This window comes from Neorhizobium sp. 05N33 (genome assembly GCF_056397445.1).
The window spans coordinates 145,684-163,992 of sequence record NZ_JBFTNK010000004.1; the positions used below are offsets into that span (position 1 = coordinate 145,684).

Consider the following 18,309-nt stretch of genomic DNA (forward strand, 5'->3'; position numbering starts at 1 on the left):
TGTGTATGGTGGATGACAGTGCGAAGAGGGCCTAGGACAAGTCGGGGGCCAAGTCGGGGCGGACCGTCTTTTTGTCGGGCTCGCGGGCGAAGGGCGCGGGCCAGCTGTCTCTTTCGTCATCCGCATCCTCGCCATCCCGAAACTCGTCCATGCGGTGTTTGATGGCAAGGGCGTAGATCGTATCGAGGATGTTCTTGTCACGAAGGTGCGGGTCGGTCAGTCCCAGCAGCGCTGCCCGGACGATCTTCTTGCTCGATGTCTTTGGGCAGCGTCTGGTAACGAACTTGAACAGAGCGTCGTCGGTGAGGCCATCCATCGCGCCGTCGACCAAGGCCTCATAGACCTTTCGTTTCTCTCCCATTCAACTCCCCCATGCCAAGTCAAACACTTAGTCACATAACTGTCATCATCCATTTTGAAGGAAATATGGCAAGGGCCCGGAACAAAAGTCGTGATGGACAGCGTTCACGGAAAACAAGTTTGACGAATTGAAACGGCGCTGTGGCATCTCTAGGTTCGCCGCAGCAACGCGATTGGGAGGAAAAGAGTGAAGATAGGTGCAGGAATTCTGGCGGCCCTCTGCCTTGGGATGGCGCCCATGGAGGCGTCGGCGCAGAGCCAGTGGCAGCCGGTCGAGCAGGTCCAGACCTATCCCATCACCGGCGATTCCGGCGTCGATCTCTACGCTTCCATCGGACAGCGCGGACCGAAGATCGGAAAGGAGGTTCGCGCCATCGCGCACACCAATTTCAAGCTCACCTGGACCCGTGACTACCGGCCGCAGCCAGACGGCGCCTGCACGCTGGTTTCGGCGCGGCCAAAGCTGATCATCACCTATACGCTGCCGAAACCCGCATCGGCGCTTGCTCCCGATCTGAAGAAGAAATGGCATGTCTTCATCGCCGGTGTCTACAAGCACGAACTGGTCCACGGGGTGATCATCACCGACATGGTGAAGGAGATCGAGCGGGTGAGCGTGGGTCTCAGTGTCGCCGACGATCCGCAATGCACGAAAATCAGGACAGAACTGACCGTTAAGCTCGGCGAGATCTCGAAGGCGCAGCAGAAGCGCAGCAATGACTACGACCGGATGGAAATGAGCGAGGGCGGCAATGTCCACCAGCTCATCCTGCAGCTGGTGAACGGCACCGGCAAATAGTCTGCTGCAGGATTGATTCATCAACTCGCTGAAAGGCGCTGTTTTTCCGATGAATTCTGGGGAAGCTATCTCTTGCGCATCACATTGACGATGAGCACGCCAAAGATCGCCATGATGCCGCCGATCGCGCCGATCAGGGTCGGCACCTCGCCGAGCCACAGGAAACCGATCAGGGTTGCGGTCGGGGGAACGCCGTAAAGGAAATTGGAGGCACGGGCGGCGGATAGGCGCTTCAAGGCGATCGCCCAGGTGACATAACCGATCGCAGTCGGGAAGAGCACCAGATAGACGATGCCCCAGTTCACCTCTGCCGGGGCGGCGGCAAGCGCCTGCAAGGTGGACGGTACCTCCGGCAGCAGCGGAATGGAACCGATCAGCATCAGCCAGGCGGTGACCGCCAAGGCGGGCATGCGGCCAAGGATCGGCTTCTGCAGCACGCTGGCAATCGCCGAGCAGAGGGCGGCGCCGAGAATGAGGATCGCATTCGGATCGAGATCGAAACCGTCGTCGCCGGAGGCAGCGATCAGCGCCACGCCGGCAAAGGAGATCGCCGTTCCGAACCAGCCCCAGCGGCCGAACCGTTCGCCGAGCGCGAAGGTGGCGATAAGGGCGGTGAAGACCGGCATGGTGTTGATGATGAAGCTCGCGGGGCCAGCCGCCACGGTTCGCTCGCCCATATTGAGGAGAACGGCATAGGCGGCGATGAAGAGCACGGCCGCGACGCCGAGTCGAAGCAGATCGCTTCTGGCCGGAAGGGCTGGTCGGGCAGCGACAAAATAGACTACGGCGATCAAGGCGGCCGGGACATAACGTGCCGTCGCAAGCTCGATCGGCGTCAGCGGCCCGAGCGCGATGCGGATGACGGCGAAGGACGAGGCCCAGAAGACGATGGTCACCAGGATCGCCAGGAAGGCGATCACATCAAATCCGTGTCTCTCGTCCGTTCCTGTACTCATGGCGACCGTGCTCATCTCTTTCTCCCTGGAAGCTTGGAAGTCAGGATCTAGCGCCTCTTATCCGTGCTTGAAAAGCACCGTAATCGATGATCATATGTGCTTATGGTTCACAGCTCGCAGACTTTGCCACCACTTGATACGCTCGAGACCTTCGCCCGCGCCGCGCGTCTCGGATCGTTTTCCGCGGCGGCGGAAGAGGGCGGCGTAACCCATGGCGCGGTCTCCCGGCAGATATCCCGGTTGGAGCGCTGGATGGGCGTGCGGCTTTTCTCCCGCGAGGCCCGCGGCGTGACGCTGACGCCGGAAGGCACGCGGTTTTTCGCCCGCGCGGAGGAAGCGTTGGCCCTGCTCGGGGATACGGACGAGCGGTGGCTGCCCCGCCGCAACAAGGCGGTCGTCCGGCTTTCGGTGACGCCGTCGGTCGCCTCGCTCTGGCTGTTTTCGCGGATGCCGAAGCTGGAAGCCAGCGACATCCATCTGGAACTGATCCTGGAACATCGGCTGGCGGATTTCAGCGAGGGCATCGACCTGGCAATCCGTTGCGGCAAGGGGCCATGGGCCGGTGTGCGCAGCCTGCCGCTGTGGCAGGAGAAACTGGTGCCGATCGCCGCTCCGGCAGTCGCCGAACGTCTCGGTGGAAGATCGGATGCGAAATCACTGCTGGAACTACCGATCCTGCACGATTCCAATGTCGAGGCCTGGCGGCGCTGGCTGGCCGTCGAAAATCTCGATTACGTGCCGCGCGGGCAGGACCGGCGGTTCGAGGATTATAACCTGGTGATCGACGCCTGCGCGCATGGCCTCGGCATCGCGCTCGCCCGGCCGCCGCTCGCGGACGCAGCGCTTGCCTCCGGCCGGGTCGTCGTCGTGTCTGAGAGAGCCATCGATCACCACGTCGCCTTCCACCTGATCCGTCCGAACGACGCGATGAAAGCGTCCGCCTCCGAGTTTTCCCAGCGTTTCCTGCTGGAGGCCGGGCTAGACGAGGCGGCTATCACTGCCTTCATCGCGCCTGGGCGGGGAAGAGGTTAGCGGCCCCATTGGCAAATGCTGCTCCGGCTCTAGTTGCTCCGAAAATTGGATATGAGGAGCATCCCATGAGCACAAAGGCGACGATTGCGAGGATCTGGCGGGGGCGTACCCGTGCCGCGATAGCCGACGAATATGAGGCCTATCTACTCGAAACGGGCATTCCGCCACTCCTCAAGACCGCGCTTGCGGTCCAGCTCTTCCGAGAGGACCTCGGCGACGAAACGGAGTTCGTGACGACCTCCTACTGGCCGGACTTTCAATCCATGGCGACGTTCACCGGCGGCGATCCGAACAAGGTGCATCATCTCGATCGCGATCCGCATTATCTGGTCGAACTGCCCGAGCGGGTGGCGATCATGAAAATCCTCGTCGACCGGAACTAAGGGGTCAGCGGACCCACTGGAACCCGTCGATCTGGATGTACCTTCCGGGACGCATCACGCACCACCATTCTCCTTCGCGAAACGGGCGATATCCGCATGGGTGGCGAACCAGACGCCCTCGTGGCCCTGGATGTGCCTGATCAGCTCTTCCAGTACAAAGATGCGCGAGCGGTAACCGGACACGTGCGGGTGCATGGTCAAAAGGAACAGTCCGCCTTCGATATAGGCGCGGTCGAATTCGCGCTTGAAGATATCGAGCACGGCGGTCGGCGGGGTGTAGGGGCGGAGCGCGGTAAAGCGGTTCATGTTGAAATAGACGGCGTCATCGCGGATCCATTCGACCGGCAGTTCGACCATGCCGGTCGGCTCACCGTCCTCGACCAGTTCGTAAGGATCGTCGTCGGCCATCAGCGAGGAATCGTAGATCAGCCCGAGCTCGCGCTCGATCTTCAGCGTCTCATAGGAAAAGTCCCAGGAGGGCGTGCGCATGCCGACCGGGCGGATGCCGGTGATCTTTTCGAGCGTATCGGCAGCGCGGAAATGCAGTTCCCGTTCCTTGTCGGCGGGCACCTTGGTGTTCACCTCGTGAATCCAGCCGTGCAGGCCGATCTCGTGGCCCTCGGCGATGACGCGCCGCTGTTCGTCGGGATAGAGGAGGGCCGCGACGGCCGGCACGAAGAAGGTCGCCGGAACTCCGGCATTCTTCAGCGTCTCGAGGATGCGCGGCACGCCCATGCGGTTGCCGTATTGCCCCTGCGACATGCGGCCGATCGATTCACCGCCGTCGCGAAGCTCGTTGGTCTCGTGGTCGCTGTCGAAGGAAAGGGCGACTGCGCAGCGCGCGCCATCTTTCCAGGCTTTCGGCTTCAGCGAGCGGCCGGCGCGCACCTTGTTGACCTTGCCGCGCCAGGTGGCCTCATCCCATTCCCAGGGTTCCATGTCCCATTCTCCCTTTTGTTATTCGGCAGCTTCCGGCAGGACCGGCACGGCTGCGAGTAGCCGCTTGGTGTAATCGTGCTGCGGATCTGCGTAGATCGTCGACGCCACGCCTTCCTCGACTATTCTGCCGCGATACATGATCGCGACACGGTCGCAGAGGTGGCGGACGACGGACAGGTCGTGGCTGATGAAGATCAGCGACAGGTCCAGTTCGGCGCGCAGGCGGATCAACAGGTTGATGATCTGCGCCTGGATCGAGACGTCGAGCGAGGCGACCGGCTCATCGCAGACAATCACATCCGGCTGCATGGCGAGCGCGCGAGCAATCGCGATACGCTGGCGCTGACCGCCGGAGAACTGGTGCGGGAAACGGTTGGCGAAGGTGGGATCAAGCCCGACTGCCGCCAGCCATTCCTTGACATAGACGGGGGCTTCGGCTCGGGTCACCAGCTTGTGGGCGAGCGGACCCTCGGCGATGATATCGCCGATCCGCATGCGGCCGTTGAGCGAGGCGAACGGGTCCTGGAAGATCGTCTGGATGCGGGTGGTAATTTTTCGCGCATTGCGGCCGTCGCTCATCACGGGCTTGCCGTTAAGGCGGATCGTGCCTGAGGTTGGGACCGTGATGCCTGCCGCCATGCGGCCGAGCGTCGATTTTCCGGAGCCGGATTCTCCGACAAGGCCGAGCACTTCGCCACGCTTCAGCGTGATCGACACGCCGTCGACCGCCTGGACGACCGGCATCGGCTGGGAAATGCCGGACTTGATCGCCAGGTTCCTGAACAGGCCCGCCGGCTTCTCAAAGCGCTTCATCGCGTTGTCGATGACGAGATAGGGGCTGCCGAGCGGCGGCAGGTTCAACGTCGCCGACTTGCGCGGCGGCGGGGCCGCATCCGCGATGCCGCTGCCGCGCAGCAGCAACTGGCCGGGCTTGGCGCGCGACGGCAGCGCGTCGAGCAGCGCCTTGGTGTAGTCGTGCTGCGGGCGGGTGAGCACGCCGAGCGCCGGGCCGATTTCGACGATATTACCGAACCTCATCACCGCGACGCGGTCGGCGATCGACGAGACGATCGCGAGATCATGGCTGATCCAGATCAGCGCGGTGCCGAGTTCGGCTACCAGTTCCTTCATCTCGGTAAGGATTTCCGCCTGGATCGACACGTCGAGCGCCGTCGTCGGTTCGTCGCAGATAATCAGTTTCGGCCGGTGCAGCAGGGCGATGGCGATCGCCACGCGCTGGCGCATGCCGCCGGAAAACTGATGCGGGAAGAAATCCACCTTGCGTTCCGGCTCGCTGATGCGGACCTGGGCGAGCGCCTTGATCGCTCGCTCACGTGCGTCCGATGCGCTGATTTTTTCATGAGCTTCGAGCGCCAACCTGATCTGGGTGCCGATGCTCAGGACAGGGTTCAAGGTCATCATCGGGTCCTGGAAGACCATCGAAATGGTCTTGCCGCGGATGGCGCGCAGTTCATGGGCGGGCAGGCCGATCAGCTCGCGGCCTTCGAGCTTGATCGAACCCTCGACGATGCGGCCGGGTTCGTCGATCAGGCCGATGATCGAGAAGCYGGTGATCGACTTGCCGGAACCGGATTCACCGACGAGCCCGAGGACTTCGCCCGGCGTCAGCGAGAACGAGACGCCGTCGACCGCCTTGATTTCACCGCGGCCGCTCGGAAACCAGGTCCTGAGGTTGGTGACTTCGAGAAGCGGAGCACTCGTCGTTTCGGTCATCGGCGGAGCCTCGGGTTGAGCTGGTCGCGGATCTGGTCGCCGACGAGGTTGAGCGAAACGATGAACAGGATCAGCGCCACGCCGGGATAGATCGAGATCCAGTAGCGGCCGGAGAGTAGGTACTGGAACCCGTTGGCGATCAGCATGCCGAGCGACGGTTCGGTCGGCGGCAGACCGACGCCCAGGAAGGAGAGGGTGGCTTCGAGCGAAATAGCGCTCGCCACCTGCACCGTTGCAACGACGATCAGCGGTGGCAGCGAGTTCGGCAGGATGTGCTTGACCACGACGCGCCAGGGCGACAGCGGTATGGAGAGCGCGGCCTCGACATAATCCTTCTGCCGTTCGGCTGACGCCGCGCCATGAGCGGTGCGGGCGAAATAGGCATACTGCGCGAAGATCAGTGCCATGATCAGCTGGTAACGCCCTTGTCCGAGAAGGGCTGCGATCACGAAGGCGAGCAGGATTGCCGGGAAGGACAGCTGCAGGTCGACGATGCGCATCACCAGACTTTCGAACCGGCCGCCGATATAGGCCGCCGAGCAGCCGACCACCGCGCCGATGACGAAGGCGATACCGCCGGCAATCACGCCCATCTGCAGCGAGATGCGCAGGCCGTAGATGATCGCCGACAGGAGGTCGCGGCCTTGCGAATCCGTGCCGAGCCAATGGGTGTAGCCGCCGGTGCCGACATAACCCGGCGCACGCCGGGCATCGCGCAGCACCAGGCTGGTCAGGTCATACGGGTCCTGCGGGGTGACTAGCGGCGCGATGATCGCGGTCAGGACGATCAGGAGGACGACGACCGCCGCACCTGTCGCGACCTTGTTGCGGAAGAATTCCTCGAGGAAACGGCCAAGCAGAGTATCGCGCATCAGGCACGGCCCTTTCGCAGGCGCGGATCGAGCAGCGCGTAGGTGAGATCGACGATCAGGTTGATGACGATGAACAGGAAGGCGACGAGCATCAGGTAGGCGACCATGACCGGCCGGTCGAGCGAGGTGATGCTGTCGATGATCAGCTTGCCGAGGCCGGGCCAGGAAAAGATGGTTTCGGTGACGACCGCAAAGGCGAGCGTCGAGCCGAGCTCCAGGCCGAAGACGGTGACGAGCGGAATGGAGATCAGCCGCAGTACATGCCGGCTCAGCACCGTGAATTCGGACAGGCCGGCGGCGCGGGCAAATTTCACCGTGTCGCTCTGCATCAGTTCGCGGGTGCCGGCGCGGGCAAGCCGGATCATCAAGGAGAACTTGAAGAGCGCCAGGTTCAGTGCCGGCAGCACGAGATGCGAAAGCCCGTCGCCGGTGAGGAAGCTGAAATCGACGCCGAACAGGTTCACCGTCTCGCCGCGTCCGCCGGCCGGCATGCAGCCGCATTGCACGGCAAACACCATGATCAGCATCAGGCCGAACCAGAAAGTCGGCACCGAGAAGCCGAGGATCGAGATCGCCATGATGGCACGGGAAATCAGGCTATGCGGCCGGTAGCCAGCATACATGCCGATCGGGATGCCGACGAGGCTGGCAAATAGAACGGCTGCCAGCGTCAGTTCCAGCGTCGCCGGCAGGCGGGTGAGGATGAGCTGGCTGACCGGCATGCTGTAGACGAGCGAGCGGCCGAAATCGCCTTCGATCAGCCTGCCGAGAAAGGCGAAATATTGACGCCAGAGCGGCTGGTCCAGTCCGTATTGGGCGATCACCGCGGCGCGAATATCCTGCGTCGCATCCGGAGAGATCAGCACGTCGATGGGATTGCCGACGGCATAGACGCCGCAGAAGACCAGCGCCGACATCGCGATGACCACGATCGCCGCCTGCCACAGGCGTTGCAAGACGAAACCTAACATGTATTCCCCTGTTCTTGTCCCCAGTCCCGTCTTCTGCGGGTTTCGTAGGGTGAGGCGCCCTGAAGGATGCCTCGCCGTCAGTGCCAGTCGTTTTCGAGAAGTTCGCGGGTTTCCGCGACGGCCACGTCCCAGATCGCCAGCATGTCCTCGTCGGGACGCTGGTAGAGGCCGTGATAGTTGCCGTCGCCGAGGAGTGCGCGCTTGCGGGCCGCGTCGACGCGGGCGAGGCCGGCGAAATCCACCTTCGGTTTGGCGTTGGTCGGCTGACGCTGGTCGGTGGTGCGGGTCCAGGGGAAGTTTTCCATCCAGGAGGCGTGCGAGGCGGCGGGATCGGTTTCCTGCACCTTCGCCCAGGTTTTGGGCGCCCGCCACCAGTCATGGAATTTCACAGAGGCATCAGGATGCGCATTCAACCATTCGGAGATGACGGCTGTCACTGGGGTATTGCCGCCATGGCCATTGACGATCAGGATGCGGCGGAAGCCGGAACGGTGGATGCTGTCCATCAGATCGCGGATCACGCCGATATAGGTGGAGAGCGTCAGCGTCAGCGTGCCGGGAAAGGTCGCAAACGACGAGGCAAGGCCATAGGGCACGACAGGGAAAACCGGGATGCCGAGCGGCTCGGCCGCGTCGAGGGAGATCTTTTCGGCAAGGATCATGTCCGTCGCGAGGCTGAGATAGGCGTGCTGCTCGACGCTGCCGATCGGAAGCACGCAGCGGTCATCCTCGACCGTCCGTTCCTCCACCTGCATCCAGTTCATGTCGGCGATCTTCATAAATTTCCACCTGCATCCCTACTGCGCAAAAATTGACCAGGATCTCACGCTTGCGCACAAAAAATGTGCCTTGACAGGCGCTGCGCCGATCAAGTGCAAAGTTCCATACGGAACTAAAAAAAGAGATTGACAGCCAAATAAGCTATCGTCAAGTTCCATACGGAACAAAATCCAGGTAGGATTTCTGCGGGAGCTGACGGCGTTGCAATTGGAAATCTCATCCTTCGATGCGCTCCTCAAGCAGGGCGGCAAGGCGGCCGCCGGCAATCACGGCGTCGATGATCTGGTGTCCGTGAAGCTATGGCAGAACCCCTGCTGGCTTTCCTTCCGCATCAATTTCCTGGCGCTGCTGTTCAACGAGCCGATCTATCGCTGGATCGAAAAAGAGTACGGGCTCGCCCGGCCGGAATTCGTTGTTCTCTATTCGCTCGGCCTTTCCGACGGACTGACCGCAAGCGCCATCAGCAGCTCCTCCGGTTTCCCCAAGAATACGATGAGCCGGGCGATCCAGAAGCTGGTCGACAAGAACATCATCCGGCGCGAGGTCGATGCGGCGGATCTTCGAAGCTTCGTCCTTTACATCACCGACGAAGGAAAGCGCATTGTCGACGAAACCATGCAGCCGATGGTGGAGCGCGAAAAGGTCATGCTGTCGGGGCTGACCCCGGCCGAAAAGCTGATGCTCTCCGAACTGCTGGCGAAAGTCGTCGTGGACTCACCCAACTGGCCCCCAATGATAAATATAGAGGAGAACGAACAATGACGATTTTGAAGACATTCCGCACGGCGGCTCTCGCCGCCGTATTGCTCGGCAGCGTTTCGGGTGCGGCACTTGCCGCCGACCTGACGATCGGTGTGCGCGCCGGCCCATTGTCGGTCGACCCGCATTTCACTGCGGCCGGCACCCATGCCGAAGCGGTCAAGCATATCTACGACTCGCTGGTGAAATCCGGCAACAACCTCGAACTCGAGCCGGGCCTTGCAACCAGCTGGACGGCCGTCGACAGCACGACCTGGGAGTTCAAGCTTCGCCCGGGCGTCAAATTCCATGACGGTTCCGATTTCACGGCCGAAGACGTGAAGTTCTCGATCGAGCGTATTCCGGCCGTTACCGGCCCGAACCCGACCACCATCTATGTCCGCCGCGTGCGGGGCATCGAGATCGTCGATCCGCTGACGATCCGGATCAAGACAGACGGCCCCGCGCCGAACTTGCCGAACGATTTCATCCGCCTGTTCATCGTGTCGCACACGGCTGCCAAGGATTTTTCCGCCAACGCCGACAAGGCTTCGGAAGGCTTCAATTCCGGCAAGGCGGCGATTGGGACCGGCCCCTACAAGTTCGTCTCCTGGACGCCGAAAGAACAGCTCGTGCTGCAGAAGTTCGACGGCTACTGGGGCGAGAAGGAACCCTGGGACAAGGTCACCCGCAAGGAGATCCCGAACGATGCGGCCCGCGTTGCGCAGCTGAAAGCCGGCCAGGTCGATCTGATCTCGCGCATCCCTGCCTCGGACGTCCCGACGCTGGAGAAAGATTCCAAGCTCACAGTCGTGCGCCAGAACAGCGTCTACCTCTTCAATATCGCCTTCGATTTCCGTGAGAAGCCGCCGCAGGTGAGCGCCAAGGATGGCTCGCCACTGCCGAAGAACCCCTTCCTCGATCCCAAGGTGCGCGAAGCTTTCGATCTGGCGATCGACCGCGAAACGATCACCGAGATCGCCATGGAGGGCATGGGCACCGTCCAGTCCCAACTCGTGACGCCGAACATCTTCGGCTGGAACCCGGCCGTCAAATCCACCAAGGCCGATCCGGCAAAGGCCAAGAAGCTGCTGGCCGAAGCGGGTTATCCGAACGGTTTCAAGGTGACCTTCTCATTCACCAACGACCGCTTGCCGGGCGACAAGGATGTGGGCACGACGATCGCCCAGATGCTGACCGCGGTCGGCATCCAGGTGGAAGCGAACTCTCAGCCGGGTGCGGTGTTTTTCCCGGCCAATACGCGCGGCGACTATTCGATGGCGATGTCGGGCTGGGGCACGCTGACCGGCGAGTCGAACTACACGCTGTCGTCGCTCGCCCACAGCAACGACCCGAATACAAAGCTCGGCGCCTTCAACCTACGCGGTTATGCCAACAAGACGATGGACAAGCTGATCGAAGACGCCGCCGTCGAGATGGACACCAAGAAGCGTGAAAAGCTCCTCATGGATGCCAATGCACTGGTCTCGACCGACCGGCCTTATCTAGCGATTGCCTCGACCGTCTCGGCCTGGGGCATGAAGAAGGGCATCACCATCGTTCCCCGTTCCGACGAGGACACGCTGGCCATGAACATCCGCCCGGCGAAATAAGCCATCCCAGCCTGCGATCTACCGGCCGGGCATCTCGCCCGGCCGCTTTTCTGAAGACACCAAGTTCGGATGGGAGAAGGACCGATGGGAAAGATTGCGCTGGCGATCCACGGCGGCTGCGGCGTCATGGCGAAGCTCGATCTGAGCGACGAGGAGTGGGCGGCGGCCCGCGTCGATCTCGGACGGGCGCTGAAAGCCGGCTGGGAAATCCTGGCGGCCGGCGGTGCGGCGCTCGACGCGGTGCAAGCGGCCGTGGTGGTCATGGAGGATTCGCCGCATTTTAACGCCGGTTATGGCGCGGCCCTCAACACCAACGGCAAACATGAGCTCGACGCTTCGATCATGGATGGGCGCACGCTCGATGCCGGTGCCGTGACGCTGGCCCGGCGTATCCGCAATCCGATCAAGGCGGCCCGCAAGATCATGGAAAACGGCGATGCGATCCTGCTCGGCGGCGAATCGGCCGACGATTTCGCCCGCGCGGCGGGGCTCGATATGGTCGAGCCGGACTATTTCACCACCGAGCGCCGCGTCAAGGCGCTGGCGGCGATGAAGGCGCATGCCGCTGCGGGTACAGCGGCGAAAGCCAGCGAGTCTGAAAAGCACGGCACGGTCGGTGCAGTGGCGCTTGACGGAGCCGGGCATCTGGCGGCGGCGACCTCGACCGGCGGCTACAACAACAAGCCGGAAGGCCGGATCGGCGACACCCCAATCATCGGCGCAGGAACCTATGCACGGGACGGGGCCTGCGCCGTTTCCGGCACCGGCAAGGGCGAATATTTCATGCGTTATGCCGTCGGCCATGAAGTGGCGGCCCGCGTCTCCTATCTCGGCGAGAGCCTTGAAAAGGCCGCCGCAAAAGTCATCCAGGAAGACCTGAAGCAGCACGATATCGGGGCCGGGCTCGTGGCGGTCGCCGCCGACGGCTCGATCACCGCGCCTTACAACACGGACGGCATGTTCCGCGGCTGGGTGACGCCGGAAGGCGAATTCCACGTCGCCACCCATGGCGAGGTTTTTCCGATCAATCCTTGAACCGGCAGGGCTTCCGGCACGAAAAGCCCGGCGGAATGACCGCCGGGCCTCGCGCCCTCCGGAGCCGCTCTTTTATTCGGCGGCTTGCTGCGGCTTCAGGACGCCGCGGCGGATCTGGTCTTCTTCGATGGATTCGAACAAAGCGCGGAAATTGCCTTCTCCAAATCCTTCGTCGCCCTTGCGCTGGATGAATTCGAAGAAGATCGGGCCGATCACCGTTTTCGAGAAGATCTGCAGCAGGATCTTGGTCGTGCCGCCATCGACCACGCCTTCGCCGTCGATCAGGATGCCGTGTTTCTTCATGCGGTCGATCGGCTCGTCGTGGTCGTGCACGCGGGTGCCGGACTTTTCATAATAGGTGTCCGGCGGGCCGGGCATGAATTTCAGCCCATTGTCGGCGAGCTTGTCGGTCGCTTCGTAGATGCCGTCGGTGCCGACCGCGATGTGCTGGATGCCTTCGCCTTTGTATTTCTTGAGGAATTCCTCGATCTGGCTGGTCTCGTCCTTCGACTCGTTCAGCGGGATGCGGATCTTGCCGCAGGGCGAGGTGATCGCCCGGCTCACCAGGCCGGTGATGCGGCCGTCGATGTTGAAAAAGTGGATCTGCTTGAAATTGAAGAGCTCGCGGTAGAAGTCCCACCACTTGTCCATGTTGCCGCGATAGACGTTGTGGGTCAGGTGGTCGAGGTAATAGAAACCGACGCCTTCGGGCCTGGGGTTCTTTTCGCCGATCCATTCGAATTCAGCGTCATAGGCCGAACCCTTTTCACCGTAGGTCTCGGTGAAATAGAGAAGCGAACCGCCGATGCCGACGATGGCCGGCACGTCGAGCGTCTTGTCCTTGCCCTCATAAGGCGTCGCACCCTTGGCGACCGCGTGGTCGAAGGCGTGTTTGGCATCGACGACGCGCCAGGCCATCGCCGGTGCGCAGGGGCCGTGCTCGTCGACGAAGCGCATGGCATGGCTGCCCGGCTCGGCATTGACGACGTAATTGATGTCGCCCTGGCGCCAGACGGTGACGTTCTTCGTCCTGTGCCTCGCCACCGGTCTGTAGCCCATGCGGGTGAAAAGCTCTTCCAGCTTCTGCGGCTCCGGATGGGCGAATTCGACGAATTCGAAACCGTCGGTGCCGGCCGGGTTATCTTCGGTAATCTCAGAAACCGGTGCGTCGTGCGGGAAAGGACCCATGGCAAACTCCTCCTGTCATTCGATCATCATGATGATGCAGGACGGACGCATTGTGCTTGCAATCTTGGCGGTGTTCTGCTCGATTTGTGCATGAAGTGTGCGAGATTTATGGATTGGATGCATGATGGACGCGCTGGACGGATATGACCTGAAGATCCTGAGCCATCTGCAGACCGATGGGCGGCTGACCAATAACGAATTGTCGGAACTCGTCGCGCTGTCGCCGTCACAATGTTCGCGCCGCCGGGCGCGGCTCGAGGGCGAGGGGTTCATCCAGACCTATCGGGCGCATCTCAACCGCCAGAAGCTCGGCCTTGACCTCATGGTGGTGATCGCGGTGACGCTCGCCACCCATAACCGCGACAATGCCAAGCGGTTCGCGCGCCTCGTCGAGGACCTGCCGGAAGTGCTCGAATGTTTCTCGCTGACCGGCGAGATGGATTATCACCTGAAGGTGGTGACCCGCGATCTGGCGGGCCTCTCCCATTTCGTCAACGACATATTGTTGCCGCACGAGAGCGTGCAGCATGTCAAAACATCGATCGTTCTCAGCGTGTTGAAGGATTTTGGTGGGATTCCGATTCAAAAAACCGCCAAGGCTTAAAGTTCGCGTAGCTCCGGCGGCTTTACCCTGCCCGAGCGGCGGATGACCTGCTCGATTGCGGCAAGGCCGGTCGACAAAGCCTCGATGCCGCTCTCGCCGAATTCCGCCTCCAGTTCGGTCTGATAGCGGCGGGCGAGCTCGATCAGCTCCCGATAGGCTTGCTGCCCGGCGGCGGTCAGTTCCAGATGCTCGACCCGCCGGTCTGCATCGTCCTGACTGCGCTTCAGCCAGCGGCGTTGTTCGAGCGCGAAGACGGCGCGGCTGACCTTGGTTTTGTGCATGGAGGAATGCGCGCCGACGGCTTTCGAGGTCATCCGTCCGGAACTCCCGAGCGCTGCAAGCGTTCGCCATTCCGGCCGGGTCAGGCCGTATTTCGCCTTGTAATGCGCGGCGAAGCGCAGGCCGACGAATTCGGCGGCGCGGTTGAGCCTGTAGGGGAGAAACTGTTCGAGGGCGAAACTATCAGTCGTCATGACGTTGATCGGGCGTTGATGGTTACAAAAATAATGGTTACGTTTGCAACCATATCGTCATCATGGGAGGAAACAAGCCATGCTGGACAAGATCGATCCGAACGCCACGCAATTCACCGGGGCGAATGTCGAAACGCTCGCCTATATGCCCGGCTTCGGCAACGATTTCGAAACCGAGAGCCTGCCCGGTGCCCTGCCGCAGGGGCAGAACAGCCCGCAAAAATGCAATTACGGGCTTTACGCGGAACAGCTCTCCGGTTCGCCTTTCACCGCGCCGCGCGGCACCAACGAGCGTTCCTGGCTCTATCGCATCCGCCCGAGCGTGCGCCATACCGGCCGGTTCAGGAAGATCGACTATCCGTTGTGGAAGACGGCACCTCACATCGCGGAACATTCGCTGGCGCTCGGCCAGCTTCGCTGGAGCCCTGTGCCGGCGCCGACGGAGGAGCTGAATTTCCTCGAAGGCATCCGCACGATGACGACGGCGGGCGATGCGCTCTCCCAGTCAGGCATGGCGGCGCATGTCTATGTCTTCAACACAGACATGGTGGACGATTATTTCTTCAATGCCGACGGAGAAATGATGATCGTGCCGGAGACGGGCTCGATCCGCGTCTTCACCGAACTCGGCAAGATGGATCTGGAGCCTTCGGAGATCTGCATCATCCCGCGCGGAACCATGTTCAAGGTGACCCGGCTCGGCGAGGAAAAGGTCTGGCGCGGGTATATCTGCGAGAATTACGGCGCCAAGTTCACCCTGCCGGATCGCGGGCCGATCGGCGCCAACTGCCTTGCCAATCCGCGCGATTTCAAGACGCCGGTGGCGGCCTACGAGGACAAGGAAACGCCCTGCCGGGTGCATGTAAAATGGTGTGGCTCCTTCCATGTCACCGAGATCAGCCATTCGCCGCTCGACGTGGTGGCCTGGCACGGCAATTATGCACCCTACAAATACGACCTACGCACCTTTTCGCCGGTTGGCGCGATTCTCTTCGACCATCCCGATCCGTCGATCTTCACGGTTCTCACCGCTCCCTCGGGAGAGGAGGGAACCGCCAATGTCGATTTCGTGATCTTCCCGCCGCGCTGGCTGGTGGCCGAGCATACGTTCCGGCCGCCCTGGTACCATCGCAACATCATGAGCGAGTTCATGGGCCTGATCTACGGCCGTTATGACGCCAAGGAGGAGGGTTTCGTGCCGGGCGGGATGAGCCTGCACAACATGATGCTGCCGCACGGACCGGATTTCACCGGCTTCGAAAAGGCCTCGAACGGCGAGCTGAAACCCGTGAAGCTCGAGAACACCATGGCCTTCATGTTCGAGACCCGTTTCCCGCAGCAGCTCACCAAATTCGCCGCCGAACTGGAGACGCTGCAGGACAATTATGTGGATTGCTGGTCGGGGCTCGAGCGAAAGTTCGACGGTACGCCGGGGATCAAGTGAGGCGGCGTTACATTACGGTTGCCTTCTGGCGCGATCTCCACACATTCTGTGGGCAATACCAACGATAAAACGGGAAACACTCATTCATGAAGCTCGCGACACTGAAGGATTCCACCCGCGACGGCCGTCTGGTCGTCGTCTCGAAAGACCTCACCCAGTGCTCGGAGGTCGGTCATATCGCCCGGACCCTCCAGGCGGCGCTCGACGACTGGGCGTATGTCGGTCCGCGGCTCGAACGGGTGGCAGACGGTATCGAGACCGGTGCGCAGCCGACCATCCGTTTCCACGAACATGATGCGGCATCGCCGCTGCCGCGCGCCTATCAATGGGCGGACGGATCGGCTTACGTCAATCACGTCGAGTTGGTACGCCGGGCGCGCAATGCCGACATGCCGGAGAACTTCTGGACCGATCCGCTGATCTACCAGGGCGGGTCCGACAGCTTTCTCGGGCCGCGCGATCCGATCCCACTCGGCGACGAGGCCTGGGGCGCCGATATGGAAGGCGAGATCGCGGTGATCGTCGGCGACGTGCCGATGGGGGCTTCCCTGGATGAAGCGCGGGAGGCGATCCGTCTCGTGCTCCTCGTCAACGACGTGTCTCTGCGCGGGCTCATCCCTTCCGAACTCGCCAAGGGTTTCGGCTTCTTCCAGTCGAAACCGTCCTCCGCCTTCTCGCCGGTCGCGGTCTCTCCGGACGAGCTGGGTTCCGCCTGGGATGGCAGCAAGCTTTCGCTGCCGCTCAAGGTCGACCTGAATGGCAAGCCGTTCGGCCGGGCCAATGCCGGCGTCGATATGACGTTCGATTTCCCGCAGCTGATCGTCCATGCGGCGAAGACACGCCCGCTGGTGGCCGGCACGATCATCGGTTCGGGCACGGTCTCCAACAAGCTCGATGGCGGACCCGGCAGGCCGGTCGCCGATGGCGGCGCCGGTTATTCCTGCATCGCCGAGATCCGCACCATCGAAACGATCAATCTCGGCGTTCCAAAGACGCCGTTCCTGCATTTCGGGGATACGGTGCGGATCGAGATGAAGGACGACAAGGGTCATTCGATCTTCGGTGCGATCGAGCAGACCGTGACGAAATACGAGAAGGCGGGATGAGCGATACCGTTCTCTACGATTACTGGCGGTCCTCGGCGAGCTATCGGCTGAGGATCGCCCTCAATATGGTCGCCGAAACATTCCGAACCGTCCCGGTTGATATCATCGCCAAGGAGCACCGAGCCGAGAAGCATCTCGCCCGCAATCCGCAGGGGCTGGTGCCGGTTCTGGAGATCGACGGGCATACATTCACCCAGTCGCTGGCGGTGATCGAATATCTCGACGAAACACGCGGCGGCGCCTTCCTGCCGGGCGATTCCGTCGGCCGACAGCGGGTGAGGGCGCTCTCCTACGTTATCGCCATGGACATCCACCCCGTCTGCAATTCGCATGTCGGCGCCCACGTCATGTCGATCACCGGCGGTGGCGATGAAGCTCGGACGGCCTGGATGCAGAAGTTCATCGGCGAGGGGCTTGCGGCGTTCGAGGTATTGCTCGATTCACCTTCGACCGGCGCGTTCTGTCACGGCGACCGGCCGAGCATGGCGGATATCTGCCTCGTGCCGCAGGTCTACAACGCGCGGCGATGGGGCGTCGATCTCTCTGCCTGCCCCAGGCTCGTCGCGATCGCTGATCGCTGCGTCGAATTGAAGCCCTTTGCGAAAGCCCATCCGGACCAGGCTAAGCCTTCAGGTAACTGATCACCGCGTCGGCGATCATGCCCTTGTGGCGCTCCATGGTCGCTGGCTCCGAAAGGTCTCGGCGGAAGATGGTGCCGAATGTGTAGCGGTTGGAGACGCGGAAGAAGCAGAAGGCGCTGATCAGCATGTGAATGTCGATCGGGTCGGCCGTGCGGGCGAATACGCCGGCGGCGACGCCGCGTGCCAGGATCGCGGCAATCGTCTCGATGACCGAGACGTTCAGGTCGCGGATCGCGTCCGAGCGCAGCATGTGGGCGGCGTGGTGGATGTTCTCGATGCTGACCAGCCGGACGAAATCCGGGTTGGCTTCGTCATGGTCGAACGTGGTCGAGATCAGCACGCGCAGCGCCTGTTCCGGCGGCAGGTTGGAAAGCTGCAGGTCCTCTTCGAGCGTGCGGATCTTGCGGTAGGCGCGTTCGAGGACGGCAAGGTAAAGCCCTTCCTTGCTGCCGAAATAATAATAGATCATCCGCTTCGAGGTGCGGGTCTTCTCCGCGATCGCATCGACGCGGCCGCCGGCAAGCCCATGAGTCGCAAACTCCTCCGTCGCGACGTCCAGGATGTTTTCCTGGGTGCGCTGTGGATCGTTTTTCCTGCCGTTTTCGCGTTTCGCCGCCATCCTCAAAGCCGCCTTTGCCGTT

General features: G+C 62.0%; 20 protein-coding genes. 10 read left to right on the forward strand and 10 right to left on the reverse strand.

What is annotated here, in order from left to right; all coding sequences use genetic code 11:
- Positions 1-31 precede the first annotated feature (31 nt).
- Positions 32-361, reverse strand: coding sequence for a hypothetical protein (locus AC1DLT_RS13175; protein WP_038543779.1), 330 nt, complete (start codon positions 359-361; stop codon positions 32-34).
- Between the two features lie 228 nt (positions 362-589).
- On the opposite strand from AC1DLT_RS13175, the gene AC1DLT_RS13180 reads away from it, so the two are divergent.
- Positions 590-1,159 carry a DUF922 domain-containing Zn-dependent protease gene (locus AC1DLT_RS13180; RefSeq protein WP_477487239.1) on the forward strand — a complete coding sequence of 190 codons (570 nt, stop codon included), beginning with the start codon at positions 590-592 and terminating at the stop codon, positions 1,157-1,159.
- A gap of 65 nt (positions 1,160-1,224) precedes the next feature.
- On the opposite strand, the gene AC1DLT_RS13185 is transcribed toward AC1DLT_RS13180, so the two are convergent.
- Entirely contained in the window at positions 1,225-2,130 is a 906-nt protein-coding gene (locus AC1DLT_RS13185) for a DMT family transporter (protein ID WP_477487008.1), read from the reverse strand.
- An 87-nt stretch (positions 2,131-2,217) separates the two neighbouring features.
- On the opposite strand from AC1DLT_RS13185, the gene AC1DLT_RS13190 reads away from it, so the two are divergent.
- Together AC1DLT_RS13190 and AC1DLT_RS13195 are read left to right on the forward strand one after the other, a co-directional pair.
- Complete coding sequence (locus AC1DLT_RS13190; protein ID WP_477487009.1) at positions 2,218-3,147, forward strand: LysR family transcriptional regulator; 930 nt, start codon at positions 2,218-2,220, stop codon at positions 3,145-3,147.
- 65 nt (positions 3,148-3,212) lie between these two features.
- A complete protein-coding gene (locus AC1DLT_RS13195; protein ID WP_477487010.1) occupies positions 3,213-3,530 on the forward strand; it encodes a hypothetical protein in 318 nt (105 codons plus the stop codon).
- Between the two features lie 54 nt (positions 3,531-3,584).
- Here the strand turns inward: AC1DLT_RS13195 and AC1DLT_RS13200 are convergent, their stop codons facing one another.
- The 5 genes from AC1DLT_RS13200 to AC1DLT_RS13220 all read right to left on the reverse strand — a co-directional run bounded on the left by AC1DLT_RS13200 (position 3,585) and on the right by AC1DLT_RS13220 (position 8,825).
- Complete coding sequence (locus tag AC1DLT_RS13200; protein ID WP_477487011.1) at positions 3,585-4,469, reverse strand: polysaccharide deacetylase family protein; 885 nt, start codon at positions 4,467-4,469, stop codon at positions 3,585-3,587.
- Positions 4,470-4,487: 18 nt separating this feature from the next.
- A complete protein-coding gene (locus AC1DLT_RS13205) occupies positions 4,488-6,203 on the reverse strand; it encodes a dipeptide ABC transporter ATP-binding protein (RefSeq protein ID WP_477487012.1) in 1,716 nt (571 codons plus the stop codon).
- Positions 6,200-7,075, reverse strand: a complete 876-nt coding sequence (locus tag AC1DLT_RS13210; RefSeq protein ID WP_477487013.1) for an ABC transporter permease — start codon at positions 7,073-7,075, stop codon at positions 6,200-6,202. Before AC1DLT_RS13210 ends, AC1DLT_RS13205 begins: the two co-directional genes overlap by 4 nt.
- Positions 7,075-8,046 (reverse strand): ABC transporter permease, encoded by a 972-nt coding sequence (locus AC1DLT_RS13215; protein ID WP_477487014.1) that lies wholly within the window; start codon positions 8,044-8,046, stop codon positions 7,075-7,077. Before AC1DLT_RS13215 ends, AC1DLT_RS13210 begins: the two co-directional genes overlap by 1 nt.
- A gap of 77 nt (positions 8,047-8,123) precedes the next feature.
- On the reverse strand, positions 8,124-8,825 hold the full coding sequence (locus tag AC1DLT_RS13220; protein WP_477487015.1) for a creatininase family protein: 702 nt from the start codon (positions 8,823-8,825) through the stop codon (positions 8,124-8,126).
- Positions 8,826-9,027: 202 nt separating this feature from the next.
- On the opposite strand from AC1DLT_RS13220, the gene AC1DLT_RS13225 reads away from it, so the two are divergent.
- From AC1DLT_RS13225 to AC1DLT_RS13235, 3 genes are all read left to right on the forward strand, one after another.
- The gene (locus tag AC1DLT_RS13225) at positions 9,028-9,588 is read left to right on the forward strand and encodes a MarR family winged helix-turn-helix transcriptional regulator (protein WP_038543756.1); all 561 of its coding nucleotides are present in this window, start codon (positions 9,028-9,030) and stop codon (positions 9,586-9,588) included.
- Positions 9,585-11,177 (forward strand): ABC transporter substrate-binding protein, encoded by a 1,593-nt coding sequence (locus AC1DLT_RS13230; RefSeq protein WP_477487016.1) that lies wholly within the window; start codon positions 9,585-9,587, stop codon positions 11,175-11,177. Before AC1DLT_RS13225 ends, AC1DLT_RS13230 begins: the two co-directional genes overlap by 4 nt.
- A gap of 84 nt (positions 11,178-11,261) precedes the next feature.
- Entirely contained in the window at positions 11,262-12,212 is a 951-nt protein-coding gene (locus AC1DLT_RS13235; RefSeq protein WP_477487017.1) for an isoaspartyl peptidase/L-asparaginase family protein, read from the forward strand.
- 72 nt (positions 12,213-12,284) lie between these two features.
- Here AC1DLT_RS13235 and hppD read toward each other — a convergent pair whose 3' ends face one another.
- On the reverse strand, positions 12,285-13,400 hold the full coding sequence (gene hppD, locus AC1DLT_RS13240) for a 4-hydroxyphenylpyruvate dioxygenase (protein WP_477487018.1): 1,116 nt from the start codon (positions 13,398-13,400) through the stop codon (positions 12,285-12,287).
- 124 nt (positions 13,401-13,524) lie between these two features.
- On the opposite strand from hppD, the gene AC1DLT_RS13245 reads away from it, so the two are divergent.
- On the forward strand, positions 13,525-14,004 hold the full coding sequence (locus AC1DLT_RS13245; protein ID WP_477487240.1) for an Lrp/AsnC family transcriptional regulator: 480 nt from the start codon (positions 13,525-13,527) through the stop codon (positions 14,002-14,004).
- On the opposite strand, the gene AC1DLT_RS13250 is transcribed toward AC1DLT_RS13245, so the two are convergent.
- Entirely contained in the window at positions 14,001-14,477 is a 477-nt protein-coding gene (locus tag AC1DLT_RS13250; RefSeq protein ID WP_477487019.1) for a MarR family winged helix-turn-helix transcriptional regulator, read from the reverse strand. The genes AC1DLT_RS13245 and AC1DLT_RS13250 overlap by 4 nt on opposite strands.
- A gap of 79 nt (positions 14,478-14,556) precedes the next feature.
- Here AC1DLT_RS13250 and hmgA point away from each other — a divergent pair, with 79 nt between their 5' ends.
- From hmgA to maiA, 3 genes are all read left to right on the forward strand, one after another.
- The gene (hmgA, locus tag AC1DLT_RS13255) at positions 14,557-15,921 is read left to right on the forward strand and encodes a homogentisate 1,2-dioxygenase (RefSeq protein WP_477487020.1); all 1,365 of its coding nucleotides are present in this window, start codon (positions 14,557-14,559) and stop codon (positions 15,919-15,921) included.
- Positions 15,922-16,007: 86 nt separating this feature from the next.
- A complete protein-coding gene (locus AC1DLT_RS13260) occupies positions 16,008-17,027 on the forward strand; it encodes a fumarylacetoacetate hydrolase family protein (protein ID WP_477482814.1) in 1,020 nt (339 codons plus the stop codon).
- Positions 17,024-17,668 carry a maleylacetoacetate isomerase gene (maiA, locus tag AC1DLT_RS13265; protein WP_477487021.1) on the forward strand — a complete coding sequence of 215 codons (645 nt, stop codon included), beginning with the start codon at positions 17,024-17,026 and terminating at the stop codon, positions 17,666-17,668. The genes AC1DLT_RS13260 and maiA overlap by 4 nt, the downstream gene beginning before the upstream one ends.
- On the opposite strand, the gene AC1DLT_RS13270 is transcribed toward maiA, so the two are convergent.
- Positions 17,649-18,287, reverse strand: coding sequence for a TetR/AcrR family transcriptional regulator (locus AC1DLT_RS13270; RefSeq protein ID WP_477482812.1), 639 nt, complete (start codon positions 18,285-18,287; stop codon positions 17,649-17,651). The two genes, maiA and AC1DLT_RS13270, sit on opposite strands and share 20 nt — an antisense overlap.
- Positions 18,288-18,309: the final 22 nt, after the last annotated feature.